The 13,813-nt window shown below is 61.5% G+C and carries 12 protein-coding genes; 4 read left to right on the top strand and 8 right to left on the bottom strand.

Going from position 1 to position 13,813, the window contains the following annotated elements; all coding sequences use genetic code 11:
* Nucleotides 1-132: 132 nt before the first annotated feature.
* Together erdR and AB4O22_RS20600 are read left to right on the top strand one after the other, a co-directional pair.
* Entirely contained in the window at nt 133-786 is a 654-nt protein-coding gene (gene erdR / locus AB4O22_RS20605; protein ID WP_223470199.1) for a response regulator transcription factor ErdR, read from the top strand.
* A gap of 72 nt (nt 787-858) precedes the next feature.
* Complete coding sequence (locus tag AB4O22_RS20600) at nt 859-1,221, top strand: diacylglycerol kinase (RefSeq protein ID WP_003184792.1); 363 nt, start codon at nt 859-861, stop codon at nt 1,219-1,221.
* Nucleotides 1,222-1,225: 4 nt separating this feature from the next.
* Here AB4O22_RS20600 and AB4O22_RS20595 read toward each other — a convergent pair whose 3' ends face one another.
* Nucleotides 1,226-2,152: a LysR family transcriptional regulator gene (locus AB4O22_RS20595; RefSeq protein ID WP_063322709.1), complete on the bottom strand. Its 927-nt coding sequence runs from the start codon at nt 2,150-2,152 to the stop codon at nt 1,226-1,228.
* A 121-nt stretch (nt 2,153-2,273) separates the two neighbouring features.
* Between AB4O22_RS20595 and fpr the strand changes: the two genes are divergently transcribed.
* A complete protein-coding gene (gene fpr, locus AB4O22_RS20590; RefSeq protein ID WP_003198368.1) occupies nt 2,274-3,053 on the top strand; it encodes a ferredoxin-NADP reductase in 780 nt (259 codons plus the stop codon).
* A 209-nt stretch (nt 3,054-3,262) separates the two neighbouring features.
* On the opposite strand, the gene tsaA is transcribed toward fpr, so the two are convergent.
* The 5 genes from tsaA to rimO all read right to left on the bottom strand — a co-directional run bounded on the left by tsaA (nt 3,263) and on the right by rimO (nt 7,488).
* Nucleotides 3,263-3,961: a tRNA (N6-threonylcarbamoyladenosine(37)-N6)-methyltransferase TrmO gene (gene tsaA, locus AB4O22_RS20585; RefSeq protein WP_460097043.1), complete on the bottom strand. Its 699-nt coding sequence runs from the start codon at nt 3,959-3,961 to the stop codon at nt 3,263-3,265.
* 171 nt (nt 3,962-4,132) lie between these two features.
* Entirely contained in the window at nt 4,133-4,594 is a 462-nt protein-coding gene (locus AB4O22_RS20580; protein WP_003198373.1) for a YehS family protein, read from the bottom strand.
* A 57-nt stretch (nt 4,595-4,651) separates the two neighbouring features.
* On the bottom strand, nt 4,652-5,362 hold the full coding sequence (locus AB4O22_RS20575; protein WP_460097042.1) for an rRNA pseudouridine synthase: 711 nt from the start codon (nt 5,360-5,362) through the stop codon (nt 4,652-4,654).
* Nucleotides 5,363-5,445: 83 nt separating this feature from the next.
* On the bottom strand, nt 5,446-5,919 hold the full coding sequence (locus AB4O22_RS20570; RefSeq protein WP_003198377.1) for a GNAT family N-acetyltransferase: 474 nt from the start codon (nt 5,917-5,919) through the stop codon (nt 5,446-5,448).
* Between the two features lie 228 nt (nt 5,920-6,147).
* Entirely contained in the window at nt 6,148-7,488 is a 1,341-nt protein-coding gene (rimO, locus tag AB4O22_RS20565; RefSeq protein ID WP_003198379.1) for a 30S ribosomal protein S12 methylthiotransferase RimO, read from the bottom strand.
* A 333-nt stretch (nt 7,489-7,821) separates the two neighbouring features.
* Between rimO and AB4O22_RS20560 the strand changes: the two genes are divergently transcribed.
* Nucleotides 7,822-9,663: a potassium transporter Kup gene (locus AB4O22_RS20560; RefSeq protein WP_373557702.1), complete on the top strand. Its 1,842-nt coding sequence runs from the start codon at nt 7,822-7,824 to the stop codon at nt 9,661-9,663.
* Between the two features lie 66 nt (nt 9,664-9,729).
* Here the strand turns inward: AB4O22_RS20560 and AB4O22_RS20555 are convergent, their stop codons facing one another.
* Together AB4O22_RS20555 and mprF are read right to left on the bottom strand one after the other, a co-directional pair.
* Complete coding sequence (locus AB4O22_RS20555; protein ID WP_460097040.1) at nt 9,730-11,019, bottom strand: virulence factor family protein; 1,290 nt, start codon at nt 11,017-11,019, stop codon at nt 9,730-9,732.
* On the bottom strand, nt 11,019-13,661 hold the full coding sequence (gene mprF, locus AB4O22_RS20550; RefSeq protein WP_003198384.1) for a bifunctional lysylphosphatidylglycerol flippase/synthetase MprF: 2,643 nt from the start codon (nt 13,659-13,661) through the stop codon (nt 11,019-11,021). Before mprF ends, AB4O22_RS20555 begins: the two co-directional genes overlap by 1 nt.
* Between the last annotated feature and the right edge of the window lie 152 nt (nt 13,662-13,813).

The following is a 13,813-nucleotide window of genomic DNA, read 5'->3' as shown; positions in this document are numbered from 1 at the left end:
CGCCAATGTTTGAAACGCCGTGTTTGGCGTTGAATGTGCCCCTGTGGATGCCGCTGAACGGCGGTGTCTTGAGTTGTCTTGGCGAGGTGCGAATGCTTCGGGCCTGCCATTAAAAACAGGATCATTTGAAAAATGGCCACATACGAAATCCTGATTGCCGATGACCACCCGCTCTTTCGCAGCGCGTTGCATCAGGCTGTGACCCTGGGCCTCGGCCCGGCTGTCCGGTTGACGGAGGTGGCCAGTATCGCGGAACTGGAGGTCCAGTTGACGGCGAAGGCCGATTGGGACCTGGTGCTGCTGGACCTGAACATGCCCGGCGCTTATGGCTTTTCAGGGCTGGTGCTGTTACGGGGCCAATACCCGCAGATCCCCGTGGTCATGGTCTCGGCCCAGGAAGAAGCTTCGGTGATGGTCAAGGCCCGCGAGTTCGGCGCCAGTGGATTCATACCCAAGTCCAGTTCCCTTGAGATGATTCAGAAGGCCGTGAAGGCCGTCCTGGACGGCGATGTCTGCTGGCCGCCCCAGGCGTTCGAAGCGGTGAGCGTGTCCGAGGAAGCCAAGGCCGCCAGCGAAGGGCTGGCCAGCCTCACGCCGCAGCAGTTCCGGGTGTTGACCATGGTCTGCGAAGGCTTGCTGAACAAGCAGATTGCCTACGAACTGAACGTGTCGGAGGCCACCATCAAGGCTCACGTCACGGCGATTTTTCGTAAACTGAACGTGCGTACCCGGACCCAGGCGGCCTTGCTGTTGCAACAACTTGAGTCAATTTCGCCGCAGGTTTAGTGTTCCGGTTCACGCTTTTTTGACCGGGTTTGCATTAGCTTCTCCACTCCTTTTCGATCAGTTGCCCACTCTATGTCACCTTTTAAAGGCCAGACCGGCCTGAAACGCATCCTCAACGCCTCCGGCTATTCCTTGGACGGGCTGCGTGCAGCTTTTGTCGGCGAAGCGGCTTTCCGTCAGTTGGTGCTGCTCAACGTCGTGCTGATTCCGTTGTCATTCTTCCTGAACGTCAGTCGCGTCGAGCAGGCACTGCTGATTGCCGTGTGCCTGTTGGCATTGATCGTGGAATTGCTCAACTCGGCGGTGGAGGCGGCTATCGACCGCATCTCCCTGGAGCTGCACCCATTGTCAAAAAACGCCAAGGACATGGGCAGCGCCGCCCAGTTCGTCGCCCTGACGATGATCGCGTTGGTGTGGGGCGTGGTGCTGTTGTAACGGCTCAGGCAATGGTCGGCAGCACGATTTCGTCGCTGCGCTGGGCCCCGGCGGTGAAAGCCCGGCACAGCTCGAGGAATTCGCGCATGGCCGAGGTCTGATACTTCTGTTTATGCCAGATGAAATAAAACTGCCGCGCCAGGTCCATGTCCGGTGTTTCCACTGCGACGAGGCTGCCGCGGCGGAAAGCGTCGCGCAGGGCCAGGCGTGAGATGCAGCCAATGCCCAAGCCGGATTCCACGGCGCGCTTGATCGCTTCGGTGTGTTCCAGCTCCAGGCGGATATTCAGCGCGCTGCGGTGGTGGCGCATGGCCTGGTCGAAGGTCAGGCGCGTGCCGGAACCCTGTTCCCGCAGGATCCACGCCTCATGGGTCAGCTCCTCCATGGTCGCCTGGCCGCGCTTGGCCAGCGGGTGTTGAGGGGCGCAGAACACCACCAGTTCGTCCTCGACCCAGCTCTGTACCTCGATGTCCGGATGGCTGCAGTCACCTTCGATTAGACCCAGATCAATTTCATAGTGGGCAACCTGGTGCACGATATTGGCAGTGTTCTGCACGTGCAGCTTCACCTGGCTTTCTGGATGGCGCTGCATGAAACCGCCAATCAACAAGGTCGCCAGGTAATTGCCGATGGTCAGGGTGGCACCGACCGCCAGTGAGCCGAAACCGGACTTGCCATTGAGCAGGTCTTCGATTTCCTTGGCCTGGTCCAGCAGCGCCACTGCCTGGGGCAGCAGTTGTTTGCCCAGGGCGTTGAGGCTCAGGCGCTTGCCGGCACGGTCGAACAATTGGCAGCTCGATTGCCGCTCCAGTTCGGTGATGGAGGTGCTGGCCGCCGACTGCGACAGATTGAGTTGGCCCGCAGCGCGAGACACGCTTTCCTGCTGGGCGACGGCGACAAAGACTTGAAGTTGACGGAGAGTAAATCGCATATCGATATAACCGATAACCCTTATCTTAATAATCCATTTAACAGATATTGTCGCCGCCATTAGAATGCGATGCAATTGCGCAGATTATCGGCGCAGGCATTATTCCCAGGAGTCCCCGTACATGAGCAACATGAACCACGAGCGTGTCCTCAGTGTTCATCACTGGAACGACACTCTGTTCAGCTTCAAGTGCACCCGCGATCCGGGCCTGCGCTTCGAGAACGGTCAGTTCGTGATGATCGGCCTGCAACAGCCCAATGGCCGCCCGCTTATGCGCGCTTACTCGATTGCCAGCCCGAACTGGGAAGAGCATCTCGAATTCTTCAGCATCAAGGTGCCTGATGGTCCGCTGACTTCCCAGCTGCAACACCTGAAGGAAGGCGACGAGATCATCATCAGCAAGAAACCCACCGGCACCCTCGTGCTGGACGATCTCAAGCCTGGCAAGCATTTGTACCTGCTCAGCACCGGTACTGGCCTGGCGCCGTTCATGAGCGTCATCCAGGATCCGGAAACCTATGAGCGTTTCGAAAAAGTGATCCTGTGCCACGGCGTGCGTTACGTCAATGAAGTCGCTTACCGCGAGTTCATCACCGAACACTTGCCGCAGAACGAGTTCTTCGGCGAAGCGCTGCGTGAAAAGCTGATCTACTACCCCACCGTGACGCGCGAGCCGTTCGAGAACGAAGGCCGCCTGACCGACCTGATGCGCAGCGGCAAGCTGTTCCGCGACATCGGCCTGCCACCGATCAACCCGCAGGACGACCGCGCCATGTTGTGCGGCAGCCCGAGCATGCTCGACGAGACCAGCGAGGTGCTCAACAGCTTCGGCCTGACCGTTTCGCCACGTATGCGCGAGCCGGGTGATTACCTGATCGAGCGGGCGTTTGTAGAGAAGTAAGCCTCGGTTTATGCGGTGGCTGACCGAAAGCTATCGCGAGCAGGCTCGCTCCCACAATGGAGCATGTGTGACCACACACTCTTGTAGTCACTGCAGATCAAATGTGGGAGCGAGCCTGCTCGCGATGGTAGCGACTCGGTCCAAATGACAGACTAAAAAAAGCCCGCGCCGCCTGATAAAGGCCGCGCGGGCTTTTTCGTTTCTGGTGTCTACGGTTTCGCCGGAATCACTTCCAACACCCGAATCAACCCCGCCTGCGGGTAATGCCAACGAACGTCCAGGTCCCAGAACTGCGCGCCATATTCCCGTTCGGCGGTAGGAACCTGGTACGCCGGGCGCGGGTCCTGGGCCAGGCATTGTTCAATCAGCTCCACCAGGGGCTCTCCCAGGCGCGTGGCGTGCTCGCGGGCTTGAAGCAGGGCAGTGTCCGCCCATTGCACCGGAATCAATTCAGGCGCTGCGCTGGCGATGCTGTTGGAAGCCGAGCCGATGATGTCGGCGTAGGGCACGTAGGGCTTGATGTCCAGCACCGGTGTGCCGTCCAGCAAGTCGATACCCGAGATCCACAGCCGCCCGGCTTCGATCCGCTCCAGCTTAACTACCGACTGGCCGATGCCGTTGGGGCGGTGGGTGGCGCGGGTGGCGAACACGCCCATGGACTTGTTGCCGCCCAGGCGCGGCGGGCGCACTTTCAACCGCGGCTTGTCTTCCAGCGCCTGGTGGAACAGGAACAGCAGCCAGACATGGCTGACCTGCTCCAACCCCTGCACTGCCTCGCCCTGATCAAACGGCGCCACCAGCTCCAGCACACCACGTGCGGCCGGCGCCAACTGCGGTTGGCGGGGGATGGCGAACTTCTCCTTGAAGCAGGAGCGGACGAAGCCGATGGGAGAGACGCTGTAAGTCATGGGTTGGGATCGATGCGGTAGTCGGGAAGATAGTAGATCGATCGTTCCCACGCTCTGCGTGGGAACGCCTCTAGTGACGCTCCGCGTTACGCTTTTGGGGACGCGGAGCGTTCCCGGGCTGCGTTCCCCACGCAGAGCGTGGGAACGATCAGGTTCAGCAGCCCTTCAAGGTCAGCCGCGCACGCGCAGCGTCAGGCCCTTGAGGAAATTGCGCAGCAACTGGTCGCCACACGGGCGGTAGTTGGTGTGGCCGAACTTGCGGAACAGCGCGCTCAGTTCCGGCTTGGACACCGGGAACTCGGCGGCCTTGAGGATGGCGTGCATGTCGTCTTCCTTCAGCTCGAAGGCCACTCGCAGTTTCTTGAGGATGATGTTGTTGGTCACCGGCACTTCGATCGGCTGCGGCGGACGGCTTTCGTCCTTGCCACGCTTGAAGATCACCAGGCCATCGAGAAAATGCGCCATGACCTCGTCAGGGCAGAACACGAAGCCTTCTTCCTCGTCTTTCTTGAGGTAGCCCGTCAGGTCCGCCAGGGAGACTTCCAGGCCGCCCAGCTTGATGATCTCGATGACTTTCTTGTCGCTGATGTCGAGCATGTAGCGCACGCTGCGCAGTACGTCGTTGTGAATCATGTGTGCAGTCCTGATCAATCGGCAGTGGGCGCCCCGGTTCGGTGCGGCGCCGGAAAATTAGAATTTCTCTTTGGCAGAGAGGTAGCGCCACTGGCCCAGCGGCACCTTGCCGATGGACACGCCGCCGATGCGAATTCGGCGAATGACGACGACCTTGAGCCCGACCGCCTGGCAAAACAGAGCGATCACGCCGGGCTGTGGGTTTTTCATGGCAAAGCGCAGGCGGTTCTCGTTCTGCCAGCTGGCCTTGACCGCCGGCAGCTCCTTGCCCTTGTAGGTCAAGCCATGGTTCAGGCGATTGAGGCCATGGGCGACCATCTCGCCTTCGACTTCAACCACGTATTCCTGCTCGATCTTGGCGGCGTCGGCGGTGAGCTTGCGCAAGATTTTCCAGTCCTGGGTGAACACCAGCAGCCCGCTGGCGTTGGCCTGCAGGTCGGCGCTGGCGGTCAGGCGCAGGAAGTGGCCCTTGAGCGGCCGTTTGCCGAAGCGATGTTCTTCGCTCAGGGTCTGCGGTCCGAGGGAGGCCATGGCAGTGTCCACATCCGTGCCGGCCGGGACGTTGAGCAGGAGGGTCACCGGTTCCGGCGCGGTGGCCTTGGCCTCGGGGTCGAGTTCGACCTTCTGGGTGGTGACCTTGAACTGCGGCTCATCGATCACTTCGCCATCCACGGTGACCCAGCCGCCCTCGATGAACAGCTCAGCCTCCCGACGGGAACAGCCGACGAGTTCGATGAGGCGTTTGGAGAGACGAATCGGGTCAGTCATGACGGGGGCCGTAACAAAAAGAGGGTGGGCATTGTACCTGCCTGGCGCCGGTTAATCGCGGGTCCATTTGCCTCATGCCGCTTTTAGCCGCGCCCAGCCTTCAGGTCGGGCTGCTTGTAGCGCATGTGCAGCAGCGGGTAGGGTTGGTTCATGCCATCTTTTGCCGAACGCCCGACCACTTCGAAGCCTTGCTTGAGGTAAAAGCCCAGGGCTTGCGGGTTCTGCTCGTTGACGTCCAGTTGATCGGCGTTCAGGTGTTCCATGGCGTAGCGCAGCAGTTGCTTGCCCAGGCCCTGGCCACGGTGCTGCGGGTCGATGAAGAGCATCTCGATCTTGCCGGCCGCGACGCCGGCGAAACCGGTGATCCGCTGGCGCGCGTCCCGGGTGCAGATGAGCATCACCGCATCCAGGTAACGGGTGAGCACCAGGTTTTTCAGCAGCTCGATGTAGCTGTCCGGCAGGAAGTCGTGAGTGGCTCGTACCGATGCCTCCCACACCTGGGTCAGTTCCTGGTAATCGCTCGGTTTCGGTGTGTGGATGACCGAATGCTGACGCATGCCCGCCTGTTCCTTGTGCTGGATATCTCCATACGATAGCTGCAAAAAAGCCCCGCATCTTGTGATGATGACGGGGCTTTTCAATTTTTCGGCTTGTGAAAACACCTGTGGGAGCCGAGCTTGCTCGCGATGGCGTCGTGTCAGCCAATGTTGATGTTGGCTGATGCACCGCTATCGCGAGCAAGCTCGGCTCCCACAGGTGTCACATTGAGTCTGTGAAGCCGCGGATCAACCGATCTGCTCAGCCCACAAATCGTACTCATCGGCGTCGGTCACCTTGCACCAGACTTTGTCGCCCGGCTTGAGGTTGCTGCCATTGTCGATGAAGACGTTGCCGTCGATTTCCGGAGCGTCGAAGAAGCAGCGGCCCACCGCGCCTTGCTCGTCCACTTCATCCACCAGCACTTCGATTTCACGGCCGATGCGCATTTGCAGGCGCGCCGAGCTGATGGCCTGCTGGTGCGCCATGAAACGCTCCCAACGGTCCTGCTTGACGTCGTCCGGCACCACGTCCAGGTCAAGGTCGTTGGCCGGTGCGCCTTCGACAGGGGAGTACTGGAAGCAGCCGACGCGGTCGAGCTGGGCTTCGGTCAGCCAGTCCAGCAGGTACTGGAAGTCTTCCTCGGTTTCACCGGGGAAGCCGACGATGAAGGTCGAACGGATAATCAGGTCCGGGCAGATCTCGCGCCAGTTCTTGATGCGGGCCAGGGTCTTGTCTTCGAACGCCGGGCGCTTCATGGCCTTGAGGACTTTCGGGCTGGCGTGCTGGAACGGGATGTCCAGGTACGGCAGGATCTTGCCGGCGGCCATCAGAGGGATCAGTTCGTCGACGTGCGGGTATGGGTAGACGTAATGCAGGCGAACCCAGACGCCGAGGGTGCTGAGGGCTTCGCACAGTTCGGTCATGCGGGTTTTCACCGGCGCGCCGTTCCAGAAACCGGTGCGGTATTTCACGTCGACGCCGTAGGCGCTGGTGTCCTGGGAGATTACCAGCAGTTCCTTGACGCCGGCCTTGACCAGGCGCTGGGCCTCGTCGAGCACATCGCCCACCGGGCGGCTCACCAGCTTGCCGCGCATCGACGGGATGATGCAGAAGCTGCAGCTGTGGTTGCAGCCTTCGGAAATCTTCAGGTAGGCATAGTGGCGCGGGGTCAGCTTGATGCCTTGTGGCGGCACCAGGTCGATCAGCGGGTTATGGTCCTGGCGTGGCGGCACCACGTCGTGCACGGCGTTGACCACCTGCTCGTACTGCTGCGGACCGGTCACGGACAACACGCTCGGGTGCACGTTGCGGATGTTGCCTTCTTCCACACCCATGCAGCCGGTGACGATGACCTTGCCGTTTTCCTTGATGGCTTCGCCGATCACCTCCAGGGATTCGGCCTTGGCCGAGTCGATGAAGCCGCAGGTGTTGACCACGACCACGTCGGCGTCCTGATAGGTGGACACAACGTCATAGCCTTCCATGCGCAACTGGGTCAGGATGCGCTCGGAGTCGACCAGAGCCTTCGGGCAACCCAGGGATACGAAGCCAACCTTCGGATTGGCTGGCGCGGTAGTGGTGGACATGTCTAACCTCGGTGTAGGGGGATCGTCTCTTGCCGAGACAGGGCGCCTGGCGCGCCTCTGATCAAAAAGTGCGCAATTCTATCTGTGGCCGGGCTGCTTGACCAGCTTTATACCGGGAAATGCGACGAGTGCTGCGCTATGCTTCGCGCCTTTGCGTTCTGACGATTGCTACAGTCAACAAAACGTCTGTAACAATACGTAAAACAGCGCATGCTGCCTCAACAAAGCATAGTGCTTCGTTCAAGAAGCCAGGTCTGGAATCAGGAGTGTTGGATGGGTCATGCAAGTAGTCAGGCGGTGGGTGCCGAGCATTCGGCAGCGAAACCGCTGAGCATGCTGGTCGCGGCGGTCGGAGTGGTTTATGGCGACATCGGCACGAGCCCGCTGTACACCCTCAAGGAAGTGTTTTCCGGTGCCTACGGCGTACCTGTCAACCACGATGGGGTGCTGGGGATCCTCTCGCTGATTTTCTGGTCGCTGATCTGGGTCGTGTCGATCAAGTACATGATGTTCGTCCTGCGCGCCGACAACCAGGGTGAGGGCGGGATCATGGCGCTCACCGCCCTGGCGCGGCGGGCAGCGGCGGGGCGGGCGCGGTTGCGCAAATTGCTGGTGGTCTGCGGCTTGATCGGGGCGGCGTTGTTCTATGGCGACAGCATGATCACCCCGGCGATTTCCGTGCTCTCGGCGATCGAAGGCGTTGGCCTGGCGTTCGAGGGCATCGATCATTGGGTCGTGCCACTGTCCTTGGTCGTGCTGGTAGGGCTCTTTATCATCCAGCGCCACGGTACCGCACGGATCGGCATCCTGTTCGGCCCGATCATGGTCACCTGGTTCCTGGTGCTCGGCGCGCTCGGTGTCTACGGCATCAGCCAACACCCGGAAGTGTTGCAGGCGTTGAACCCAGTCTGGGCCGTGCGTTTCTTCGTCGTCCATTCGGGCATGGGCGTGGCGATCCTCGGCGCCGTGGTGCTGGCGCTGACCGGTGCCGAAGCGCTGTACGCCGACATGGGCCACTTCGGGCGCAAACCCATTGCACGGGCCTGGTTCATCCTGGTGCTGCCGGCGCTGGTACTCAATTATTTCGGTCAGGGCGCGTTGTTGCTGGGTGACCCGGAAGCGGCGCGCAACCCGTTCTATCTGTTGGCACCGAGCTGGGCGCTGATTCCGCTGGTGGGTCTGTCGACCCTGGCCACGGTGATCGCTTCGCAAGCGGTGATTTCCGGCGCATTCTCCCTGACGCGCCAGGCGATCCAGCTCGGCTACATCCCGCGCATGTATATCCAGCACACCTCCAGCGCCGAGCAGGGCCAGATCTACATCGGTGCGGTGAACTGGTCACTGATGGTTGGCGTGGTGCTGCTGGTGCTGGGTTTCGAATCTTCCGGCGCATTGGCTTCGGCCTATGGCGTGGCCGTGACCGGTACCATGCTGATGACCACGATCCTGGTCTCGGCGGTCATGCTGTTGTTGTGGAAATGGCCGCCGCTGCTGGCGGTGCCGGTATTGATCGGTTTCCTGCTGGTCGATGGCCTGTACTTTGCCGCTAACGTGCCGAAAATCGTTCAGGGCGGCGCTTTCCCGGTGATCGCCGGTATCGCCTTGTTTGTGTTGATGACCACCTGGAAGCGCGGCAAGCAATTGCTGGTGGAGCGCCTGGACGAAGGCGCGCTGCCGCTGCCGATCTTCATCAGCAGTATTCGCGTGCAACCGCCCCATCGCGTACAGGGCACCGCCGTGTTCCTGACCGCACGTTCGGACGCCGTGCCCCATGCGCTGTTGCACAACCTGCTGCACAACCAGGTGCTGCATGAGCAAGTGGTGCTGCTGACGGTGGTGTACGAAGACATCCCCCGGGTACCGCCGCAGCGGCGCTTCGAGGTCGATGCCTATGGCGAAGGCTTCTTCCGGGTGATCCTGCATTTTGGCTTCACCGACGAGCCGGACGTCCCGCAGGCACTCAAGCTCTGCCATCTGGATGACCTGGACTTCAGCCCGATGCGCACCACCTACTTCCTCAGCCGCGAAACGGTCATCGCGTCGAAACTCGAAGGTATGGCGCGCTGGCGCGAGGCGTTGTTCGCCTTCATGTTGAAGAACGCCAACGGCAATCTGCGCTTCTTCAATCTTCCGTTGAACCGGGTGATTGAACTGGGGACGCAGGTGGAGATGTAGCGACCAGAAAACAAAAAGCCCTCGTTGCCTTGCGGCGGCGGGGGCTTTTCTCTGTTCTGCGTCAGATCACTGTTCGGTTGTCTTGTTCTGCCGCTTGTTGATCTCATCGATCAGGCGCTTGGCCAGGGCCGGGTAGTTTTCATCGAAGTGGTGGCCGCCAGGCAGCTTGATGGCCTCGCCCACGGCGGTCCTGTCGGTACAGCCGCTTTCGTCGGCTTCTTCACCGCCGTAGATGCACACCACTTTCTCGGCTGGCAGCTTGGCCATTTCCGGGCCGGTGGCGGCTTCCGTGCCGGCGTTACCGAGCCAGCCTTCGACTTCGATCTCGAAGCTGCCGGTGCGGGCGAAAGCCAGCAGGATGATCGCATCGACCCGCTGTTGTTCGGTGGCTGGCAGGCGATTGTAGATGGCTGGCAACACGTCGGCACCGAAGGAGTAGCCGGTCAGGACGAAGCGCTTGGTGCCCCAGACCTGACGGTAGTGCTGCATCAGTTCGGTCAGATCCGCCGCGCTTTGCTCCGGGCTCTTGTGTTGCCAGTAGTAGCGCAGGGTGTCGATGCCGACCACTGGGTAGCCAATCTTGGCCATTTCATCGGCCACGTCGCGGTCCAGGTCACGCCAGCCGCCGTCTCCGGAGAGAAACAGGGTCACGGTATCCCGCGTCTGGCTGGCTGGGACTTCCACCACCGGGATGCTCAGGCCACCCTTGGCCTTGTCTGTGCCGACCAGGATCTTGCGCAGCTCGTTGTTCAGTACTTGTGGCAGGTTGATGTCGTAGTCGCTGATGCTGGTCTCGGCATTCCGCTGATCGCGTACGAAGCCGGCGCTGGTGTCGTCGGGGTTATCGTTCCAGGCCACCAGCCAGTGGCCGTGGGCTGCGCTTTTGGGCAGCAAGTGTGTGCAGCCGGGTTTTTCCAGGGCCAGGTCCACCGACACGGCCTTGGCCTTGTCATCCTTCTGCTCGGCCAGCCAGCGCCAGGCCAGCACGGCGCCAGGGCCGATGCCGCTGACCAGCGTGGCTGGCCCTTGGAGCTGCCGCAGGCCCGTCTGCAGGGCGCGACCTTGCAACATGCAGTCCTTGGGCAGGATCACTTGGACGATCTGCGCCGAGCCGCTGCGGCTGAGGGTCGTCAACTGCGTGTCGCTGAGCTTCTGGTCTTCATTGACCGCCACCAGCACCTGGGCGCGCGGCTTGGTGCCGGGGATGACCCGCGTCATCGCCACGCCATCGGTGGGCGCCAGCTGTTCCAGGGTTGGTTGCGGGGCCGGGCGTTTCAAGTACCAGTAACCGCCACCGAGAATTACCGCCAGCACCAGCAGGGCGGCCACTACGTATCGCCAGGAGCGTTGCATCATCAGCGTTTCACCAATCCAGTCAGGCCGCCTGCAATCAGGGCGGCGGTATCAGCCAGCGCCACCAGCGGATCGAGTCCGGCGGGCACGGCCATGTAGCGAGGTTCCCAGTCAGGCTGGAATTTGTCTTTGAAGCGGCGCAGCCCCTGGAAGTTATAGAGCTGCTCGCCACGGCGGAACACCATCGAACCCAGGCGTTGGGTCAACGGTGCGCCGCGACGCGGTTGCAGGCCCGACAGCGGGACCATGCCGAGGCTGAAGCGGGCGTAGTCATGGTTTTTGTAATGCTGGATGAGGCCGACCATCATGAATTCCATGGTCAGTTTCGGGGCTTCGGGGTGGGCGCGCATCAGGTCGAGGCTGGCCAGTTCGTGACTGTGGGTTTCCAGCAGGTTGGCGAACGCCACCGGCCGGCCCTCGAAACGAATTACCGCGATGCGGAAATGCTTGAGGTAGTCATCGCTGAAACGGCCCAGGGAGAAACCTTTCTCACGCACGTTCTTGCCGGTCAGCCAGGCATCGGAAATGACCTTGAGCTCATCCATCGGCGCCTGGCCCGGTTCATGGATCTCCAGCGACAGGCCGTCACGTGTGCCGCGGTTCCAGGTGTAGCGCAGGTCCTTCATCTCCTTGCCCTTGGCTTCGAGATCGAAACGCTTGAGGTCGACCCGTGCTTCCTCGCCCAGCTTGATGGCTGTCAGGCCGATGTCCATGTAGTACGGCAGGTTCTCTGCACGTACCTGATAGAACACGGGGCGGGCATGGTGGATGTCACACAGGTCGCGGAACTGCCAGATCATTTCAGCCCGTTGCTGGGTAGGACCGATCGGGTCGTACAACGCCACCAGGCTGCGACCACGGCGGGCGTACATCAGGAACGCTTCGTCATTGGGGTGAAACAGCAACGCCTTGTCGCCGGTCAGGGCCAGGCCGCCGTCGGGTTGCGAAGACGTCATGAGAATCGTCTTGGCCCGCTCCAGTTCTTCTGCCGTCGGCAAATGGATCACCGGTCGCGCGGTGCGCAGCAACCAGGTCAGGGACACCACCACCAGCAGCACCGCGGCGCCCAGCAGGGAGCGCAGGCCGCGAGGGGCGTCGGCGTCGAGAGTGAACTGCCACCAGAGTTGATGGCTGTAGGGCACATCCTGGTAAGCAAACAGCAGCAGCCAGATCGACGCGCCGAGCACGCAGATACTGGCGATCAGGAACAGCGGGGAAAAGGGCAGTTCAGTCAGGCGACTCGGACGATAGAAGGAGCGCCGGAACACCGCCAGCAGGGTGGCCGTCAGCGTCAGTAGCGTGGCTTCTTCCCAGTCAAAACCCTTGAGCAGCGAGAGCAGGGCGCCGACCAGGAGCAAGACCGTGGTCAGCATCCAGGCGGCCGACAGGCGACGGCGCAGGCCTTGGGCGAGCAACAGGCACAACACGCCCACCAGGCTGGCGCCGAAGTGCGAAGCGTCGACCAGCCGATGAGGGATAAGGAAGCCGATGTGCTCCAGGCGGGTGTCGATTTCCGGCGTTACCCCGGAAAACAACAGCACGACACCTGAGAGGAACACCAGCACCGCCAGGATTGGCGCCGCGAAACCCGATGCCGCCCGCAGGGTCTGGCGCGTCTGGAACAGCCGTTGCGCCTCATTGATCAGCAACAGTACGCAGGCCACCAGCATCGGCAGCAGCACGTAGATCAAGCGATACAGCAACAGCGCGGCGGCCAGTGGCGCGGCCCCGAGTTTGTCGGCGAACGCGGCCAGCAGGATCGCTTCGAACACCCCGACACCGCCCGGTACGTGGCTGAGCACCCCGGCAGCCAGCGCCAGCAGGTACACCAGCAGGAAGGCGCCGAACGGCGGCGCTTCGGGCAGCAACAGATACAACACTGTGGCGGCGGCGGCGACATCCAGCGCGGTGATTACCAACTGCAGGAAGGTCAGGCGTCGGCCCGGCAGGCGCAGCGTGCGGCGCCCGGCTTTTACCAGCAGGCTGTCGCGATGAGGCTGTTCCGGCAGGCGTCGACGATAGATGCCGACGGCCAACACGCTGGTGAGCAGCAGCACCGCGACGGAAATGGTCCCCAGCAAAGCCGCAGGCAGGTGCAGCGCGGTGGACGCGGCGGGCAGGTTGCTGAGCGTCGCCAGGGCCGCCAGCGGCGGCAACGCGCAGCCCAGGGACAGGCTGGCGAACAGCGTCATGTGGGCGACATCCGAGGCCCCCAGGCCATGACGCGCATACAGACGGTAGCGAACCGAGCCGCCCGACAGCAGTGACAGGCCAATGGCATTGCCGATGGCGAACGCGGTGAATCCACCCAGGACCATGGTTTGTGGCGGCAGTGTCACCCCGGCATAACGGCTGGCGGACCACTCGTAGCCTAAAAGAATGATGAAGCCGGCTACCGTGGCGGCGATCGCGCCCAGCAGGGCCGGTCGTGGCACTTCCAGAATTGAATCATGCAGGGCGTAAAGATCGAGCTCGCTCAGCAAGTGGCGACAGGCAATCAAGGCAATCGCAAACAGCAGCAACGTTACCGCGAGACCAATAGGCTGGCGGTATTGACTGATCCGATCCAGCCAGCGCAATCGTTCGGCCTTGATCGGTTGTGTCGCAGTAACAGGGTCTTGCGGGTCAGACGAGTGGGCGCGCATCAATCACCTCTTGAGCTATGCGCGACAGGATGGGGGTATCCAGCCAAGTTACCAATCCCCGCGGAGGAAAATAATTACAAAATCTTTGTAATGTAGGGCTTTTTTCGCCAGACACAAAAAAGGCCACTCTTTCGAGCAGCCTTTCTTGATAT

This window comes from Pseudomonas sp. S3_B11 (assembly GCF_054667715.1).
The sequence above is the reverse complement of the archived record's forward strand: the minus strand, read 5'-3'. Positions and strand labels throughout refer to the sequence as shown.

What these genes read in the sequence shown, in the direction of transcription:
- erdR (WP_223470199.1), top strand. Translation starts at nt 133, where the DNA reads ATGGCCACATACGAAATCCTGATTGCCGATGACCACCCGCTCTTTCGC.
- AB4O22_RS20600 (WP_003184792.1), top strand. Translation starts at nt 859, where the DNA reads ATGTCACCTTTTAAAGGCCAGACCGGCCTGAAACGCATCCTCAACGCC.
- AB4O22_RS20595 (WP_063322709.1), bottom strand. Translation starts at nt 2,152, where the DNA reads ATGCGATTTACTCTCCGTCAACTTCAAGTCTTTGTCGCCGTCGCCCAG.
- fpr (WP_003198368.1), top strand. Translation starts at nt 2,274, where the DNA reads ATGAGCAACATGAACCACGAGCGTGTCCTCAGTGTTCATCACTGGAAC.
- tsaA (WP_460097043.1), bottom strand. Translation starts at nt 3,961, where the DNA reads ATGACTTACAGCGTCTCTCCCATCGGCTTCGTCCGCTCCTGCTTCAAG.
- AB4O22_RS20580 (WP_003198373.1), bottom strand. Translation starts at nt 4,594, where the DNA reads ATGATTCACAACGACGTACTGCGCAGCGTGCGCTACATGCTCGACATC.
- AB4O22_RS20575 (WP_460097042.1), bottom strand. Translation starts at nt 5,362, where the DNA reads ATGACTGACCCGATTCGTCTCTCCAAACGCCTCATCGAACTCGTCGGC.
- AB4O22_RS20570 (WP_003198377.1), bottom strand. Translation starts at nt 5,919, where the DNA reads ATGCGTCAGCATTCGGTCATCCACACACCGAAACCGAGCGATTACCAG.
- rimO (WP_003198379.1), bottom strand. Translation starts at nt 7,488, where the DNA reads ATGTCCACCACTACCGCGCCAGCCAATCCGAAGGTTGGCTTCGTATCC.
- AB4O22_RS20560 (WP_373557702.1), top strand. Translation starts at nt 7,822, where the DNA reads ATGCTGGTCGCGGCGGTCGGAGTGGTTTATGGCGACATCGGCACGAGC.
- AB4O22_RS20555 (WP_460097040.1), bottom strand. Translation starts at nt 11,019, where the DNA reads ATGATGCAACGCTCCTGGCGATACGTAGTGGCCGCCCTGCTGGTGCTG.
- mprF (WP_003198384.1), bottom strand. Translation starts at nt 13,661, where the DNA reads ATGCGCGCCCACTCGTCTGACCCGCAAGACCCTGTTACTGCGACACAA.